The organism is Streptomyces sp. NPDC051913 (assembly GCF_044593635.1).
In the GTDB taxonomy this organism is placed as follows: Bacteria; Actinomycetota; Actinomycetes; order Streptomycetales; family Streptomycetaceae; genus Streptomyces.
The window spans coordinates 117,885-132,514 of the sequence record NZ_JBIUCI010000005.1 but is presented as its reverse complement, the minus strand read 5'-3'; the positions used below and the strand labels follow the sequence as shown (position 1 = coordinate 132,514).

Below are 14,630 nucleotides of genomic sequence, written 5' to 3'. Positions count from 1 at the left end.
GAATTGTCAGTCCCTGCCCGTACTGTCGAGTCATGTCGTACGACCTGCCCTCAACAGACCGCTGGGCCCCAGAGCCGGACAAGCGCCCCGGCCGCACCGCCTTCCAACGAGACCGCGCCCGCATCCTCCACTCCGCCGCGCTCCGAAGGCTCGCCGGCAAAACGCAGGTCGTCACGCCAGGCACCCGCAATCAAGCCTGGGACGCCAGCCCCAGAACCCGCCTCACGCACTCCCTGGAGTGCGCCCAGGTGGGCCGAGAGCTCGGCGCGGCCCTCGGTTGCGACCCCGACCTCGTCGAAGCCGCCTGCCTCGCCCACGACCTCGGCCACCCCCCGTTCGGTCACAACGGCGAACAGGCCCTCAACGAGTTCGCGGAGGACTGCGGCGGCTTCGAGGGCAACGCCCAGTCCCTGCGCCTCCTCACCCGCATCGAACCCAAACGCTTCACCGAGGAGGGCTCGGTGGGGCTGAACCTCACCCGCGCCACCCTCGACGCGGCCACCAAGTACCCCTGGCCCCGCGGAGCGGGAGCGCAGGCCTCGCCCAAGTTCGGCGTCTACGAGGACGACCGCCCCGTCTTCGACTGGGCCCGCAAGGACGCCCCCGGCACCCGCACCTGCTTCGAGGCGCAGGTCATGGACTGGTCGGACGACGTGGCGTACTCGGTCCACGACGTGGAGGACGGCCTGCACGCGGGCCACATCGACCCCAACTGCCTGCACGCGGAACCGGAACGGCAGGCCGTCTTCGAGGTCGCCCTCGGCCGGTACGTGCCCGAGGACACCGACCCCGCCGAACTCGCCGCGGCCCTCGACCGGCTCCAGGACCAGCCCTGGTGGCCGCACGGCTACGACGGCACGGCCGTCGCCCAGGCCCGGCTGAAGGACGCCACCAGCCAGCTCATCGGCCGCTTCTGCCTCGCCGCCGAGGGCGCCACGCGCGCGGCGTTCGGCGCCGGCCCGCTCACGCGGTACGCCGCCGAGCTCGTCGTACCGCACGAGACGCGGCTGGAGTGCGCGGTCCTCAAGGCCGTCGCCGACCGGTACGTGATGCAGCGCGCCGAGCAGGAGAGGTTGCGGGCCGACCAGCGGATCGTGGTCGCGGAACTCGCCGAGGCGCTCACGGCCCGGGCCCCGGACGGGCTGGACCCGCAGTTCCGCGCGCTGTTCGACCAGGCGCCCGACGACCGCGCCCGCAAGCGCGTGATCGTCGACCAGATCGCGTCCCTCACGGACGCGTCGGCGAGGTCGCTTCATGCGCGTCTGACAGGGCATATGTGAGACAGATGTGCCATGGGTGAAGCGAAACGCGCCCGAATGTGACCCTCCGTGGCCTGATCGGGCCACTCCCTCTTCCCCCATCACGCTGCGTGCGGGACGCTCCCATGTGGCGGCACCCGCTGTGTTCTCTGGGGCGACACTCCCCAGACCCCCCGGTAGGAGGCATCAAGTGGTCGACGCGGACCAGACATTCGTGATCGTCGGAGGCGGTCTCGCCGGCGCCAAGGCGGCCGAGACGCTCCGAGCGGAGGGCTTCACCGGTCGCGTGATACTGATCTGCGACGAACGCGACCACCCCTACGAGCGCCCGCCCCTCTCCAAGGGCTACCTGCTCGGCAAGGAGGAACGCGACAGCGTCTTCGTCCACGAACCGGCCTGGTACGCGCGCAACGACATCGAGCTGCACCTCGGCCAGACGGTCGACGCGATCGACCGCGCGGCGAAGACGGTCCGCTTCGGCGACGACGGCACGCTCGTCCACTACGACAAGCTGCTTCTGGCCACCGGCGCCGAACCTCGCCGCCTGGACATCCCCGGCACCGACCTCGCGGGCGTCCACCATCTGCGCCGCCTCGCCCACGCGGAACGCCTCAAGGGGGTCCTCGCCGCGCTCGGCCGGGACAACGGCCATCTGGTGATCGCCGGAGCCGGCTGGATCGGCCTGGAGGTCGCGGCGGCGGCCCGGGAGTACGGCGCCGAGGTCACGATCATCGAGCCCTCCGCGACCCCGCTGCACAACGTCCTCGGCCCCGAGCTCGGCGGCCTCTTCGCCGACCTCCACCGGGAGCACGGCGTCCGCTTCCACTTCGGTGCCCAGCTCACCGAGATCGTCGGCCAGGACGGCATGGTGCTGGCCGCCCGCACCGACGACGGCGAGGAACACCCGGCGCACGACGTCCTCGCGGCCATCGGCGCGGCCCCGCGCACCGCCCTCGCGGAGGCGGCGGGACTGGAACTCGCCGACCGGGCGCACGGCGGCGGCGTCGCGGTCGACGAACGGCTGCGCACCTCCGACCCCGACATCCACGCGGCCGGTGACGTCGCCTCCTTCCACCACGCCCTCTTCGACAGCAGGCTGCGCGTGGAGCACTGGGCCAACGCCCTCAACGGCGGCCCCGCCGCGGCCCGCGCGATGCTCGGCCAGGACCTCGTCTACGACCGTGTGCCCTACTTCTTCTCCGACCAGTACGACCTGGGGATGGAGTACAGCGGCTGGGCGCCCCCGGGGTCGTACGACGAAGTGGTGATCCGCGGGGACGCCGGAAAGCGTGAGTTCATCGCGTTCTGGGTGAAGGAGGGCCGGGTGCTGGCCGGGATGAACGTGAACGTGTGGGACGTCACGGACCCGATCCAGCAGCTGATCCGCACGAAGACCCAGGTGGACACGGAGGCGCTGGCGGACCCACACGTTCCGCTCGAAAACCTGGTCCCTTAGCTGTCAGTCCGTCCCCGTAGAATTCACGCGTGGCAGGACGGATCAACGACGAGGACGTGAAGGCGGTACGGGACGCGGTCCCGATCGACGCCGTGGTGTCCGAGTACCTCCAGCTGCGCAACGCGGGCGGTGGCAACCTCAAGGGCCTGTGTCCGTTCCATGACGAGAAGTCGCCGTCCTTCCAGGTCAGCCCGAGCAAGGGACTCTTCCACTGCTTCGGCTGCCAGGAGGGCGGCGACACCATCACGTTCGTGATGAAGGTCGACCACCTCACCTTCTCGGAGTCGGTCGAGCGCCTGGCCGCCCAGGCCGGCATCACGCTGCGCTACGAGGAGGGCGGCTACAACCCCGCCCACCAGCGCGGCGAACGCATCCGCCTGGTCGAGGCCCACAAGATCGCCGCCGACTGGTACGTGGAACAGCTCGCCACCAGCCCGGAGGCCGACACCGGCCGCAAGTTCCTCGCCGAGCGGGGCTTCGACCAGTCCGCCGCCGAGCACTTCTCCGTCGGCTACAGCCCCCAGGGCTGGGACCACCTCACCCGCTACCTCCGCGGCAAGGGCTTCAGCGACAAGGAACTCCTGCTGTCGGGGTTGTCGCAGGAGGGCCGCCGCGGCCCCATCGACCGCTTCCGCGGCCGGCTGATGTGGCCGATCCGAGACATCGGCGGAGAGGTCGTCGGCTTCGGCGCCCGCAAGCTGTACGAGGCGGACAACGGCCCCAAGTACCTCAACACGCCCGACACGGCGATCTACAAGAAGTCCCAGGTCCTCTACGGCATCGACCTCGCCAAGAAGGACATCGCCAAGGCCAGCCGCGCCGTGGTCGTCGAGGGCTACACCGACGTCATGGCCTGCCATCTCGCCGGGGTGACGACCGCCATCGCCACCTGCGGCACCGCCTTCGGCGGCGACCACATCAAGATCCTCCGCCGACTGCTGATGGACAACGGCAGCGCGCGGGTCATCTTCACCTTCGACGGCGACGCGGCCGGCCAGAAGGCGGCCCTGCGCGCCTTCGAGGACGACCAGAAGTTCGCCGCCGAGACCTACATCGCCATCGCCCCCGACGGCATGGACCCCTGCGAACTCCGCCTGGCGAAGGGCGACGAGGCGGTCGCCGACCTCGTGGAGCCCCGCACCCCGCTCTTCGAGTTCGCGCTCCGCCAGATCGTCGTCCGCTACGACCTCGACACCCCGGCGGGCCGTGCCTCGGCGCTGGACGAGGCCGCCCCGATCGTCGCCCGCATCAAGAACAGCGGCGCCCAGCACGAGGTCGCCGTCCAGCTCGCCGGCATGCTCGGCATCCTCGACACCCAGTTCGTCGTCAAGCGCGTCGCCCAGCTGGCCCGCTGGGCCCGCGACCGCGGCGGCAAGGGTGCCCCCGCCCCCTCCCGCGGCGGCCCGCAGCAGCCGTACGAGCCCACCCAGCGCCCCACCGCCGGCGGCCCGGCACTCCAGCTCCGCAACCCCGTCTACGCCACCGAGCGAGAACTCCTCAAACTCGCCCTCCAGCGCCCCGAGTTGGTCTCCCCGGCGTTCGACGCCTACGGCATCGACGAGTTCACCGCCGCGCCCTATGCCGCCGTACGCCTGGCGATCATGGAGGCGGGCGGCGCCGAGTACGGCACTCAGGACGCGCAGGACTATCTCGTCCGGGTCCGCGAGGCCGCCCCCGACGACGCGGTGCGCGCGATGGTCACGGAGCTCGCCGTCGAGGCGATCATGCGCAAGACCGTCGACGAGATCTACGCGGGCATCCAGCTGGTGGCGGTCCGCCGCCGGGCCGTGGAGCGCCGCGTCCGCGACATCCAGAGCACCCTCACCCGCCTCGGCACCCACGGAGACCCGGCCGAACTGGCCGCCGTGCAGAACGAATTGTGGGTGCTCCAGCAGTACGACCAGGCGCTGCGCGAGCACGGAGCCGCAGCTCTCTGAGCGTGTCGCGTCCGCCAGGGTAACCACCCGGTCACGGACCGGACTCAAAAAGTCACCGCACGCCCCTCGTGGCGGTGATGTGTCGTACTCCACACTGGGTTCCGGTGCCTGAGTCCTCGGAGCGCGGCCGATCCGTCCCCAGCGGGTCCCAGACCCCCGCGGTTCCGCTCATCGCGTGCGGGACGGACAGCGGCGAGGCCGCCGACTCCGCCCCCGAAACAGCGCTGCCGCACTCCTCTGCAGCGATCATCCTGGAGGTCGCCCCCGTGCAGACCCTGACCCAGACCGAGAACAGTACGGACGCCACGGAGCCGGACGCCGAGACCGACGTTCTTGTCGCGGTCCCCCCGCAGAACCGTGTCGTGCACCACCCCGAGACCGAGTCGGAAGAGCCGCCCGCCGACGCCCTGGACGCCCCGGAAGCCCCGGAGGCCCCTGAGGCCGCGGAGGCGCCCGAGCCGGTCGAGGCTCCGGAACCGGCCGCCCGCACCCGCCCCGACACCAGCGGCCCGTCCTCCGACCTGTTCCGCCAGTACCTCCGCGAGATAGGCCGCATCCCGCTCCTCACCGCGGCCGAGGAGGTCGAACTCGCCCGACGCGTCGAGGCGGGCCTGTTCGCCGAGGAGAGGCTCGGCACCCCCGGCCTGGACAGCGGGCTCGCCCTCGACCTGGACCGCCTCGTCGTGATGGGCCGCATGGCCAAGCGCCGCCTCATCGAGGCGAACCTGCGGCTGGTCGTCTCGGTGGCCAAGCGGTACGTCGGCCGCGGGCTGACCATGCTCGACCTGGTCCAGGAGGGCAACCTGGGTCTGATCCGCGCGGTCGAGAAGTTCGACTACGCCCGCGGCTACAAGTTCTCGACGTACGCCACCTGGTGGATCCGCCAGGCCATGTCCCGCGCCCTCGCCGACCAGGCCCGCACCATCCGCGTGCCGGTCCATGTCGTCGAGCTGATCAACCGGGTCGTCCGCGTCCAGCGCCGCATGTTGCAGGAACGCGGCTACGAACCGACGCCGGAGGAGGTGGCCGGCCACCTCGACCTCCCGCCGGAGCGCGTCAGCGAGGTGCTGCGGCTGGCGCAGGAACCGGTGTCGTTGCACGCGCCGGTGGGCGAGGAGGACGACGTCGCACTGGGCGACCTGATCGAGGACGGCGACGCGACGTCACCGGTGGAGTCGGCGGCGTTCTTGCTGCTCAGGGAGCACCTTGAGGCGGTGCTGTCGACGCTGGGGGAGAGGGAGCGGAAGGTCGTACAGCTGAGGTATGGGCTGGCTGACGGTCGTCCCCGGACCCTGGAGGAGATCGGCAGGATCTTCGGCGTGACTCGGGAGCGGATTCGGCAGATCGAGTCGAAGACGCTCAACAAGCTGCGGGATCACGCTTTCGCGGATCAGCTGAGGGGATATCTCGACTGATGCCGGGTGCGGGTGGGTGGGGGCTGGTCGCGCCCGCGCGGCGGAGCCGCACATTGACACAGCCCCGCGCCCCTAGGTGGGTCCAGCCCCCCGCCCTGATCAGTCCACCTCTGCTACCGCTTGCGCAAACTGCGCCTTGTACAACCGTGCGTAGGCGCCATCCGCCGCCAACAGGTCCCCGTGCGCCCCCTGTTCCACGATCGCGCCGTTCTCCATCACCAGGATCGTGTCCGCGTCCCGGATGGTGGAGAGGCGGTGGGCGATCACGAACGACGTGCGGCCGTGGGCGAGTTTGGCCATCGCCTTCTGGATCAGCACCTCGGTGCGGGTGTCGACGGAGGACGTGGCCTCGTCGAGGACGAGGATCACCGGGTCGGACAGGAACGCCCGCGCGATGGTGATGAGCTGCTTCTCACCCGCGCTGACGCCCGTGCCCTCGTCGTCGATCACGGTGTCGTACCCGTCGGGCAGCGTCCGGACGAACCGGTCGGCGTGCGCGGCGCGCGCGGCCTCCTCGATCTCGCCGCGGGTGACGTCGCGGGACGCCCCGTAGGCGATGTTCTCCGCGATGGTGCCGCCGAACAGCCAGGTGTCCTGGAGCACCATGCCGATGCCGGCCCGCAGTTCGTCCCGGGACATCTTGGCGATGTCCACCCCGTCCAGGGTGATCCGGCCGCCGGAGACGTCGTAGAACCGCATCAGCAGATTGACCAGCGTGGTCTTGCCGGCGCCCGTCGGGCCGACGATCGCGACCGTGTGACCCGGCTCCACCTTCAGGGAGAGGCCCTCGATCAGCGGCTTCTCGGGGTCGTACCGGAAGGACACGTTCTCCAGCGCGACCCGGCCGCGCAGTTCCTCGGGCCGCTCGGCCAGCTCCGGGTCCGCCGACTGCTCCTCGGCGTCGAGCAGTTCGAAGACGCGCTCGGCGGAGGCGACACCGGACTGCACCAGGTTCGCCATGGACGCGACCTGCGTCAGCGGCATCGAGAACTGGCGTGAGTACTGGATGAAGGCCTGCACATCACCGATGGACAGGGCGCCCGAGGCGACCCGCAGACCGCCCACGACCGCGACCAGGACGTAGTTGAGGTTCGACACGAACATCATCAGCGGCTGCATGACGCCGCTGTTGAACTGCGCCTTGAACCCGGCCTCGTACAACGCCTCGTTCTGCTCGGCGAACTGCTGCGCCGACTCCTCCTGCCGTCCGAACACCTTCACCAGGGCGTGCCCGGTGTACATCTCCTCCACGTGCGCGTTGAGCTTGCCGGTGGTGCGCCACTGCTGCACGAAGTGCGGCTGCGAGCGCTTGCCGACGCGGGTGGCGACGACGAACGACAGCGGCACCGTCACCAGCGCGACCAGCGCCAGCAGCCAGGAGACGTAAAACATCATCGCGAGCACACCGATGATCGTCAGCAGGGAGTTGATGAGCTGGCCCATCGACTGCTGGAGGGTCTGCCCGATGTTGTCGATGTCGTTGGTCGCCCGGGACAGGACCTCGCCGCGCTGGCGCTTGTCGAAGTACGACAGCGGCAGCCGCGACATCTTCGTCTGCACGTCCTCCCGCAGCCGGAACATCGTGCGGTTGACGGCCCGGTTCACCAGCCGGGTCGCCACCGCCATCAGCAGCCCCGCGACGAGGAACGCGCCGGTGGCGAGGAGCAGGACATGTCCTACGGCGGTGAAGTCGATGCCCTCACCGGGGGTGAAGTCGGTGCTGCCGAGCATGTCGGCGATCGCCGAGTCGCCGCGCTCGCGCATCCCGGCGAGGACCTCCTCCTTCGAGGCCCCGGCCGGCATCTGCCGTCCGATGATGCCGGCGAAGACCAGGTCGGTGGCCTTGCCGAGGATCCACGGCCCGATCGAGTTCAGGCCGACGCTGACGACCACGCAGGCCAGCAGCCCGTAGATGGTGAACCGCTCCGGCCGGAACTGGCCGATCAGCCGGCGGCCCGACACCTTGAAGTCCAGCGAACGGCTGTCCGGGCCGCCCCCGGCCATCATCCGCCCCATGGGCCCGGCCATCAGGCAGCCTCCGCTTCCGTCAGCTGGGAGAGCACGATCTCCCGGTAGGTCTCGTTGTCCGCCATCAGTTCACGGTGGGTGCCGGTGCCGACGACGCGGCCCTCGTCCAGGACGACGATCCGGTCGGCGTCGCGGATGGTCGCCACCCGCTGGGCGACGATCACCACGGTCGCCTCCGACGTCTCCGCCGCGAGCGCCGCGCGCAGCGCCGCGTCGGTGGCGTAGTCGAGCGCGGAGAAGGAGTCGTCGAAGAGATAGATCTCGGGCCGCTGGACCAGCGTCCGGGCGATCGCGAGCCGCTGCCGCTGACCACCGGAGACGTTCGTCCCGCCCTGGGCGATGGGGGAGTCGAGGCCGTTCTCGAGACCCGCCACGAAGTCCTTGGCCTGCGCCACCTCCAGCGCGTGCCACAGCTCCTCGTCCGTGGCGTCCGGGTTGCCGTAGCGCAGGTTGGTCGCCACGGTCCCGGCGAAGAGATACGGCTTCTGCGGCACGAGCCCGACGGTCTTGGCCAGCAGCGTCGGCTCGACGTCCGCGGCCGGGACCCCGTCGACCAGCACCTCGCCCTCGGTCGCGTCGAACAGCCGGGGCACCAGCCCCAGCAGCGTCGACTTGCCGCTGCCGGTCGAGCCGATCACGGCCGTCACCTCACCGGGCCGGGCCACCAGCTCGACCGCCTTCAGCACCGGCTCCTCGGCCCCGGGGTAGCGGAAGCCCGCGTCCCGGATCTCCAGGTGCCCGTGCCGACGCAGCTCCACGACCGGCGCCACCGGCGGCACCACGCTCGACGCCGTGTCGAGGACCTCCTGGATGCGCTCGGCGCACACCTCCGCGCGCGGCACCATCATGAACATGAAGGTGGCCATCATCACGGACATCACGATCTGCATCAGATAGGCGAGGAACGCGGTCAGATCACCGATCTGCATCCCGCCGCTGTCGATGCGGTGGGCGCCGAACCACACCACGGCGATCGACGACAGGTTCACCGTCGTCATCACCACGGGGAACATCAGCGCCAGCATGTTGCCGGTGGCCAGCGACATCGCGGTGAGGTCGCCGTTGGCCCTGCGGAAGCGCTCCTCCTCGTACCCGTCCCGGACGAAGGCGCGGATCACCCGGTTGCCGGTGATCTGCTCGCGCAGCACCCGGTTCACGGTGTCCAGGCGCACCTGCATCGTCCGGAACAGCGGTCGCAGCCGCCGTACGATCAGCGTCACGCAGATGCCCAGCGTCGGTACGACGGCGACCAGCACCGCCGACAGGGGCACGTCCAGGCCGAGGGCGAGGACGATGCCGCCCACGCACATGATGGGCGCCGACACCATCAGGGTGAACGTCATCAGGGCCAGCATCTGCACCTGCTGGACGTCGTTCGTGGTCCGGGTGATCAGCGAGGGCGCGCCGAAGTGGCCCACCTCGCGGGCCGAGAACGACTGCACCCGGTCGAAGACCGCGGCCCGCACGTCCCGCCCGAGTGCCGCGGCCGTTCGGGCGCCGTAGTAGACGGCCCCGATGTTGCACACCACCTGCGCCAGCGAGATCCCGATCATCAGGGCGCCGAAGGACAGGATGTAGCCCGTGTCCCCGTTCACCACGCCCTTGTCGATGATGTCGGCGTTGAGCGTGGGCAGGTAGAGGGTGGCGCAGGTCTGGAGGAACTGGAACAGCACCAGGACGGTGATGGGTTTCTTGTAGGGCCTGAGATAGGTCCGCAGAAGTCGTATGAGCACGCTACGTCTCTCGGAGTCGGCGACAGGGGCCGGAGGTGGTTGCCCCTGGCCCCTATCGTCGGACACTCCCCCCGCGTTACCTCAACCGATTAAGCCGACAGCAGTGCTCTTTACCGTCTTATGGGCGGAAGGTGCGCCCACGTGGTCAGCCGCGGAAGGCGTTCGGGTGGGTCTGCTCACGGACCGACACGAACTGCTGCCGCACCGCCTGCCCCACCGCCAGCTCCTCGCCGGGCTCCAGGATCTGCGCCGCCGCGCCCTGCCAGGCCGGCGGGGTGCGCGGGTCGAGCGATCCCTGCGACACGCCGAGCGCCCAGGCCGCCTGCCGGGCGGCGCCGATCGCCGCGTAGTCCGCGGGCTGCGGTACGACGACCTGCGCGCCGAATATCGCCGGTGCGGCGGCCTGCACGGCCGACAGCTCGGCGGCGGCCCCCAGCAGAAAGACCCGCCGCACCTCCACGCCCCGACCGCGCAGCACGTCGAGCGCGTCGGCGAGCCCGCACAGCATGCCCTCGAACGCGGCCCGCGCCAGATGCTCGGGCTTCATCGACTCCCGCCGCAGCCCGGCGAGCGTCCCCGCGGTGTGCGGCAGGCTCGGTGTCCGCTCGCCCTCCAGATAGGGCAGCAGCACCAGACCGTGCGAGCCCGGCGTCGACTTCATCGCCAGCTCGGACAGGGCCTCCAGATCGGCCAGCCCGAGCAGCTCGGCGGTGCCGCGCAGGGTCCGTACGGCGTTCAGGGTGGTGACGACGGGCAGGTGCATGCCGGTCGCGTCGGCCAGCGACGTGATCATCCCGGAGCTGTCGACGAGCGCCTCGGGGTGCACGGCCATGACGGAGCCGGAGGCTCCGAGCGACACGACGGCGTCGCCGAGCCCGATGCCGAGGCCGAAGGCGGCGGCCATGGTCTCGCCGGTCCCGGCGGAGATCAGCAGCCCCTCCGGGGTCGTACCGGCCGCCTCCGAGGGGCCGATCACCTCGGGCAGCATGGCCTGGTGACCGAGCGCCAGCTCGACGAGGTCGGTGCGGTAGGCGCCGGTGGCGGCGGACCAGTAGCCGGTGCCGGAGGCGCCGCCGCGGTCGGTGGTCCGGCGTACGGGCCGCCCGAGGAGCTGCCAGACCAGCCAGTCGTGGGCCTGGAGCAGCACGGCGGTGCGCAGGGCCGCGTCCGGTTCGTTCTTCACCAGCCAGCGCAGCTTGGTCACCGGCTGCGGCGCCTGCGGCACACAGCCCACGGCCTGCGCCCACGCCTCGCGCCCGCCGAGCGCGTCGATGAGGTCGGCCGCCGCGACCTGGGCCCGCTTGTCACTGCCGACGAGGGCGGGGCGGACGGTGTTGCCCTGGGCGTCCAGCGGCACGACGGCGTTCTGCTGCGCGGACACGCCGATGGCCTGCACGCCTTCGAGCAGCCCGCCGCCCGCGGCCTCACCAAGAGACAGCAGCCAGGCCTGGGGGTCGACGTCGGAGGGGCGGCCCTCCACCGGGTGCGGGGCATAGCCCTGCCGGAGCACGGCGCCCGTGTCCGCGTCGCAGACGACGATACGAGTGAAATCGGGCGCACTGTCCAACCCGGCGACTATCCCCATGGCGAAAATTCTATGGGCCGGACGACGTCACCCCGCCCGGCACTCAAGTGTTGCTGGTTCCCCAGTCGTCCTCGGCGGCGCCGTTGGTGTTCCGGTCCCGCAGGGAACGCACCCGCTGGGCCACCGAGTCCGGCACCCGGTCGCCCACCTTGTCGCTCACCACGTGGTACGCCTTGCCCGCGAACTGGCGGCCCTGCTGGGCGGCCGACTCGGCGGTGTTGCGGACCGCGGGGTTCTGCGAGACCTGCCGCGCGGACTTCTTCAGCTGCTCGTAACGCTCGCGCCCGGCACGCGTGCCCAGCACGTAACCCAGAGTCAGCCCGGCGACGAAAGTGAGCTTGTAGCGCATGGCTGCCACCCTTCCCTTGCGTAGGTATGCGGTGCGGCGTCGGTGCCGGGGGGAACCGATTGGCGGAGCACCCCCCTGCTTGCGCTAATGTATGTGTCGCAGCGGACGCCCGCCCCCTGGCGAATACCCAGGGAGGTACGTTCGATGCAACGAGGCATTCCTCCGTAGCTCAATTGGCAGAGCAGCCGGCTGTTAACCGGCAGGTTACTGGTTCGAGTCCAGTCGGGGGAGCTTCGATCTTCCGTAGCTCAATTGGCAGAGCAGCCGGCTGTTAACCGGCAGGTTACTGGTTCGAGTCCAGTCGGGAGAGCGTCTTGGACAAGGACCCCCGAAGGGGTCCTTTTTCATGTGATCACCCCTGAACCGGGAACCGCGCAGGTCACGGCGGAGTCCTTCAGGGCATGCGAAGTCGACCATACGAAGCAGGAGATCGTATGAGCGGCTATGCTGCGGCAGACGGCGCGCACACCTGTACGCGACACGCCGCTATGGGGCGGTAGCTCAGCCGGTTAGAGCAGCGGACTCATAATCCGTCGGCCGTGGGTTCGAGTCCCACCCGCCCCACCACTCGATGTGGTCGAAGAAACGATCCATCGACGGCGTCTTGGCTTCCGCCCAGCCGGTTCACAGGAATCTCCCAGCCGCACCCGGCACGCTCACGGCATGTCTGCCGTCCGCGAAGTCCGTGAAGGCCGTGAAGTACCCGCAGCCCGTCAGGGCGCGGTCCGGGTCCTGATCGTCGATGACGAACCCGAACTCACCGAACTGCTGTCGTGGGCCGTCACCGAGGCCGGCTGGCAGCCGTTCCTCGCCGCGGACGGCCACGGCGCACTCGACCTCGCCCGCGGCTGCGCCCCGCACGCCGTCGTCCTCGACGGCATGCTGCCCGACCTCGACGGCGTCCAGGTGCTGCGCAGGCTGCGCTACGAGAACGCCGGACTGCCCGTGCTGATGCTCACCGCCCGCGACGGGCTGGAGCACCGTATCGACGGGCTGTCCGCCGGTGCCGACGACTACGTCACCAAGCCCTTCTCCCTCGAAGAGGTCATGCTGCGGCTGCGCGGACTGCTGCGCCGCTCCGGCGCCGAGGAGGCCGCCGCCGACGAGTCCGTGCGCGTGCTCGGCGATCTCGTCCTCGCCGAGAAGACCCGTCAGGTGCGGCGCGGCGGGGAGCCGATCGCGCTCACCGCCAAGGAGTTCGACCTGCTGCACTTCCTGATGAGCCACCCCCGCCAGGTGCTCAGCAAGACGCAGATCCTCGACCACGTGTGGAACAGCTCGTTCGAGAGCGAGGGGAACCTGGTCGAGGTGTACGTGTACAGCCTGCGCGGGAAGCTCGACAAAGGGCGCCGGCCGATGATCCACACCGTGCGCGGCGCGGGATATGTCATCAGGGCGGCGGGCGAAGGCAGATGAAGACCCTGAGGGCCCGCCTGGTGCTGTTCGTGTCCCTGGCCCTCGTCGTGGTCTGTACGACGATGGCGGTGGCCACCGTCCTCGTCCAGGGCGCGCACCTCCAGGCGGATCTCGACCAGCGGGTCCGGGACACGGCCGACCGCAGCCAGGGCGGCCTGCAACGGCGTCCCGGTGACGCCACGGACCTCGGGTTCCTCAACGAGCGCGGCCAGCCCACCGGGACCGTCGCCGCCCGGCTCACCGACGGGAAGGTGGTCGCCGCCGAGGTGGTCACCGAGGAGGGCGGCCAGCGGGTCCTCACCGCCGCCCAGCGCGCGGCCCTCGCCGGGCTCACCGAGGCGGGCAGGCTGTACACCCGGACCATCCCCGGCCTCGGCACCTACCGGCTCACCGTCGCGAGCGGCGACGGCCCCGCGGTGCTCGCCGGACTGCCCGCCGCCGAACTCAAGGACACCGTGGACGACCTCGTCGTGGCGGAGGCCGTGATCGCCGTCGTCGGCCTGGCCGGCGTGGGCACGGTCTGCGCCTGGGTCATACGGCGGCAGCTGCGGCCCCTCGGGCAGGTCGCCGCCATCGCCGTCGAGGTGGCCGACGGACCGCTCGGCACCGGCGAACTCACCCGCGTCCCGCACCCCGACACCGGCACCGAGGTCGGCCAGGTGGGCGCCGCTCTCAACGTCCTGATCGACAGCGTCGAGTCCTCCCTCACCGAACTGCGGCGCAGCGAGGACCGGATGCGCCGCTTCCTCGCCGACGCGAGCCACGAACTGCGCACCCCGCTCGCCTCCATCGCCGGATACGCGGAGCTGATGGACCAGGGCGCCGCGCGGATCGAGCCCGCGCTCGTCTGGCAGCGGGTCTCCGCCCAGTCCGCCCGCATGACCGGGCTGGTCGAGGACCTGCTGCTGCTGGCCCGCCTCGACGAGGGACGGCCCCTGGAGGAGACCGACGTCAACCTCGCGACGCTGGTCGCCGAGGCGGTGTGGGACGCGCGGGCCGCCGGGGCCGGCCACGACTGGCAGCTCGCGCTGCGCCTCGACGAACCGGCCGTGGTGACCGGCGACACCGCCCGGCTGACCCAGGTGGTCGCCAACCTCCTCGCCAACGCCCGCGCCCACACCCCGCCCGGCACCCGGATCGAGGTGGAGGTGGCGGCGAGCCGTACCGCGTGCGCGGTCGTCGTCCGGGACGACGGGCCCGGCATCCCGGCGGAGCTCCTCCCGGCCGTCTTCGAGCGCTTCACCCGCGCCGACGCCTCCCGCACCCGCGCCCCCGGTCAGGGCGGCGGCTCGGGGCTCGGCCTCGCCATCGCCGCGGCGCTCACGGAGGCGCACGGCGGACGGATCGAGGTGGCGAGCGAGGCGGGGCGCACGGAGTTCAGGGTGACGTTGCCCACGGCCGGCGCACGATCCACGGCTTCCTCATAGAAAGCCTGGTCAGTGCCGTCGTAGC

The 14,630-nt window shown here is 70.8% G+C and carries 10 protein-coding genes and 3 tRNA genes; 9 read left to right on the top strand and 4 right to left on the bottom strand.

What is annotated here, in order from left to right; translation table 11 throughout:
• Positions 1 to 32: 32 nt before the first annotated feature.
• The 4 genes from ACIHIX_RS16610 (at position 33) to ACIHIX_RS16595 (ending at position 6,067) form a co-directional block, all read left to right on the top strand.
• A complete protein-coding gene (locus tag ACIHIX_RS16610; protein WP_399955905.1) occupies positions 33 to 1,280 on the top strand; it encodes a deoxyguanosinetriphosphate triphosphohydrolase in 1,248 nt (415 codons plus the stop codon).
• A 169-nt stretch (positions 1,281 to 1,449) separates the two neighbouring features.
• Positions 1,450 to 2,715, top strand: a complete 1,266-nt coding sequence (locus ACIHIX_RS16605; protein ID WP_399955902.1) for an NAD(P)/FAD-dependent oxidoreductase — start codon at positions 1,450 to 1,452, stop codon at positions 2,713 to 2,715.
• Positions 2,716 to 2,744: 29 nt separating this feature from the next.
• Positions 2,745 to 4,652: a DNA primase gene (gene dnaG, locus ACIHIX_RS16600; protein ID WP_399955900.1), complete on the top strand. Its 1,908-nt coding sequence runs from the start codon at positions 2,745 to 2,747 to the stop codon at positions 4,650 to 4,652.
• A gap of 104 nt (positions 4,653 to 4,756) precedes the next feature.
• The gene (locus ACIHIX_RS16595; RefSeq protein ID WP_399955897.1) at positions 4,757 to 6,067 is read left to right on the top strand and encodes an RNA polymerase sigma factor; all 1,311 of its coding nucleotides are present in this window, start codon (positions 4,757 to 4,759) and stop codon (positions 6,065 to 6,067) included.
• Positions 6,068 to 6,166: 99 nt separating this feature from the next.
• Here the strand turns inward: ACIHIX_RS16595 and ACIHIX_RS16590 are convergent, their stop codons facing one another.
• From ACIHIX_RS16590 to ACIHIX_RS16575, 4 genes are all read right to left on the bottom strand, one after another.
• Positions 6,167 to 8,095 carry an ABC transporter ATP-binding protein gene (locus tag ACIHIX_RS16590; protein WP_399955894.1) on the bottom strand — a complete coding sequence of 643 codons (1,929 nt, stop codon included), beginning with the start codon at positions 8,093 to 8,095 and terminating at the stop codon, positions 6,167 to 6,169.
• The gene (locus tag ACIHIX_RS16585; protein ID WP_399955892.1) at positions 8,095 to 9,828 is read right to left on the bottom strand and encodes an ABC transporter ATP-binding protein; all 1,734 of its coding nucleotides are present in this window, start codon (positions 9,826 to 9,828) and stop codon (positions 8,095 to 8,097) included. The genes ACIHIX_RS16590 and ACIHIX_RS16585 overlap by 1 nt, the downstream gene beginning before the upstream one ends.
• A gap of 145 nt (positions 9,829 to 9,973) precedes the next feature.
• On the bottom strand, positions 9,974 to 11,413 hold the full coding sequence (locus ACIHIX_RS16580; RefSeq protein ID WP_399955889.1) for an FGGY-family carbohydrate kinase: 1,440 nt from the start codon (positions 11,411 to 11,413) through the stop codon (positions 9,974 to 9,976).
• 43 nt (positions 11,414 to 11,456) lie between these two features.
• Positions 11,457 to 11,762 (bottom strand): YtxH domain-containing protein, encoded by a 306-nt coding sequence (locus ACIHIX_RS16575; RefSeq protein WP_329339521.1) that lies wholly within the window; start codon positions 11,760 to 11,762, stop codon positions 11,457 to 11,459.
• A gap of 158 nt (positions 11,763 to 11,920) precedes the next feature.
• On the opposite strand from ACIHIX_RS16575, the gene ACIHIX_RS16570 reads away from it, so the two are divergent.
• The 5 genes from ACIHIX_RS16570 (at position 11,921) to ACIHIX_RS16550 (ending at position 14,605) form a co-directional block, all read left to right on the top strand.
• Positions 11,921 to 11,993: transfer RNA gene (locus ACIHIX_RS16570), tRNA-Asn, on the top strand.
• 6 nt (positions 11,994 to 11,999) lie between these two features.
• Positions 12,000 to 12,072: transfer RNA gene (locus ACIHIX_RS16565), tRNA-Asn, on the top strand.
• 180 nt (positions 12,073 to 12,252) lie between these two features.
• Positions 12,253 to 12,329, top strand: a tRNA-Ile gene (locus ACIHIX_RS16560).
• A 96-nt stretch (positions 12,330 to 12,425) separates the two neighbouring features.
• The gene (locus tag ACIHIX_RS16555; protein WP_399955886.1) at positions 12,426 to 13,178 is read left to right on the top strand and encodes a response regulator transcription factor; all 753 of its coding nucleotides are present in this window, start codon (positions 12,426 to 12,428) and stop codon (positions 13,176 to 13,178) included.
• Positions 13,175 to 14,605 carry a sensor histidine kinase gene (locus ACIHIX_RS16550; protein ID WP_399955883.1) on the top strand — a complete coding sequence of 477 codons (1,431 nt, stop codon included), beginning with the start codon at positions 13,175 to 13,177 and terminating at the stop codon, positions 14,603 to 14,605. The genes ACIHIX_RS16555 and ACIHIX_RS16550 overlap by 4 nt, the downstream gene beginning before the upstream one ends.
• Positions 14,606 to 14,630 lie beyond the last annotated feature (25 nt).

Excerpts from the sequence above, each read along its gene's own strand:
- ACIHIX_RS16610 (WP_399955905.1), top strand. The coding sequence starts at position 33 with ATGTCGTACGACCTGCCCTCAACAGACCGCTGGGCCCCAGAGCCGGAC.
- ACIHIX_RS16590 (WP_399955894.1), bottom strand. The coding sequence starts at position 8,095 with ATGGCCGGGCCCATGGGGCGGATGATGGCCGGGGGCGGCCCGGACAGC.
- ACIHIX_RS16580 (WP_399955889.1), bottom strand. The coding sequence starts at position 11,413 with ATGGGGATAGTCGCCGGGTTGGACAGTGCGCCCGATTTCACTCGTATC.
- ACIHIX_RS16575 (WP_329339521.1), bottom strand. The coding sequence starts at position 11,762 with ATGCGCTACAAGCTCACTTTCGTCGCCGGGCTGACTCTGGGTTACGTG.
- ACIHIX_RS16555 (WP_399955886.1), top strand. The coding sequence starts at position 12,426 with ATGTCTGCCGTCCGCGAAGTCCGTGAAGGCCGTGAAGTACCCGCAGCC.
- ACIHIX_RS16550 (WP_399955883.1), top strand. The coding sequence starts at position 13,175 with ATGAAGACCCTGAGGGCCCGCCTGGTGCTGTTCGTGTCCCTGGCCCTC.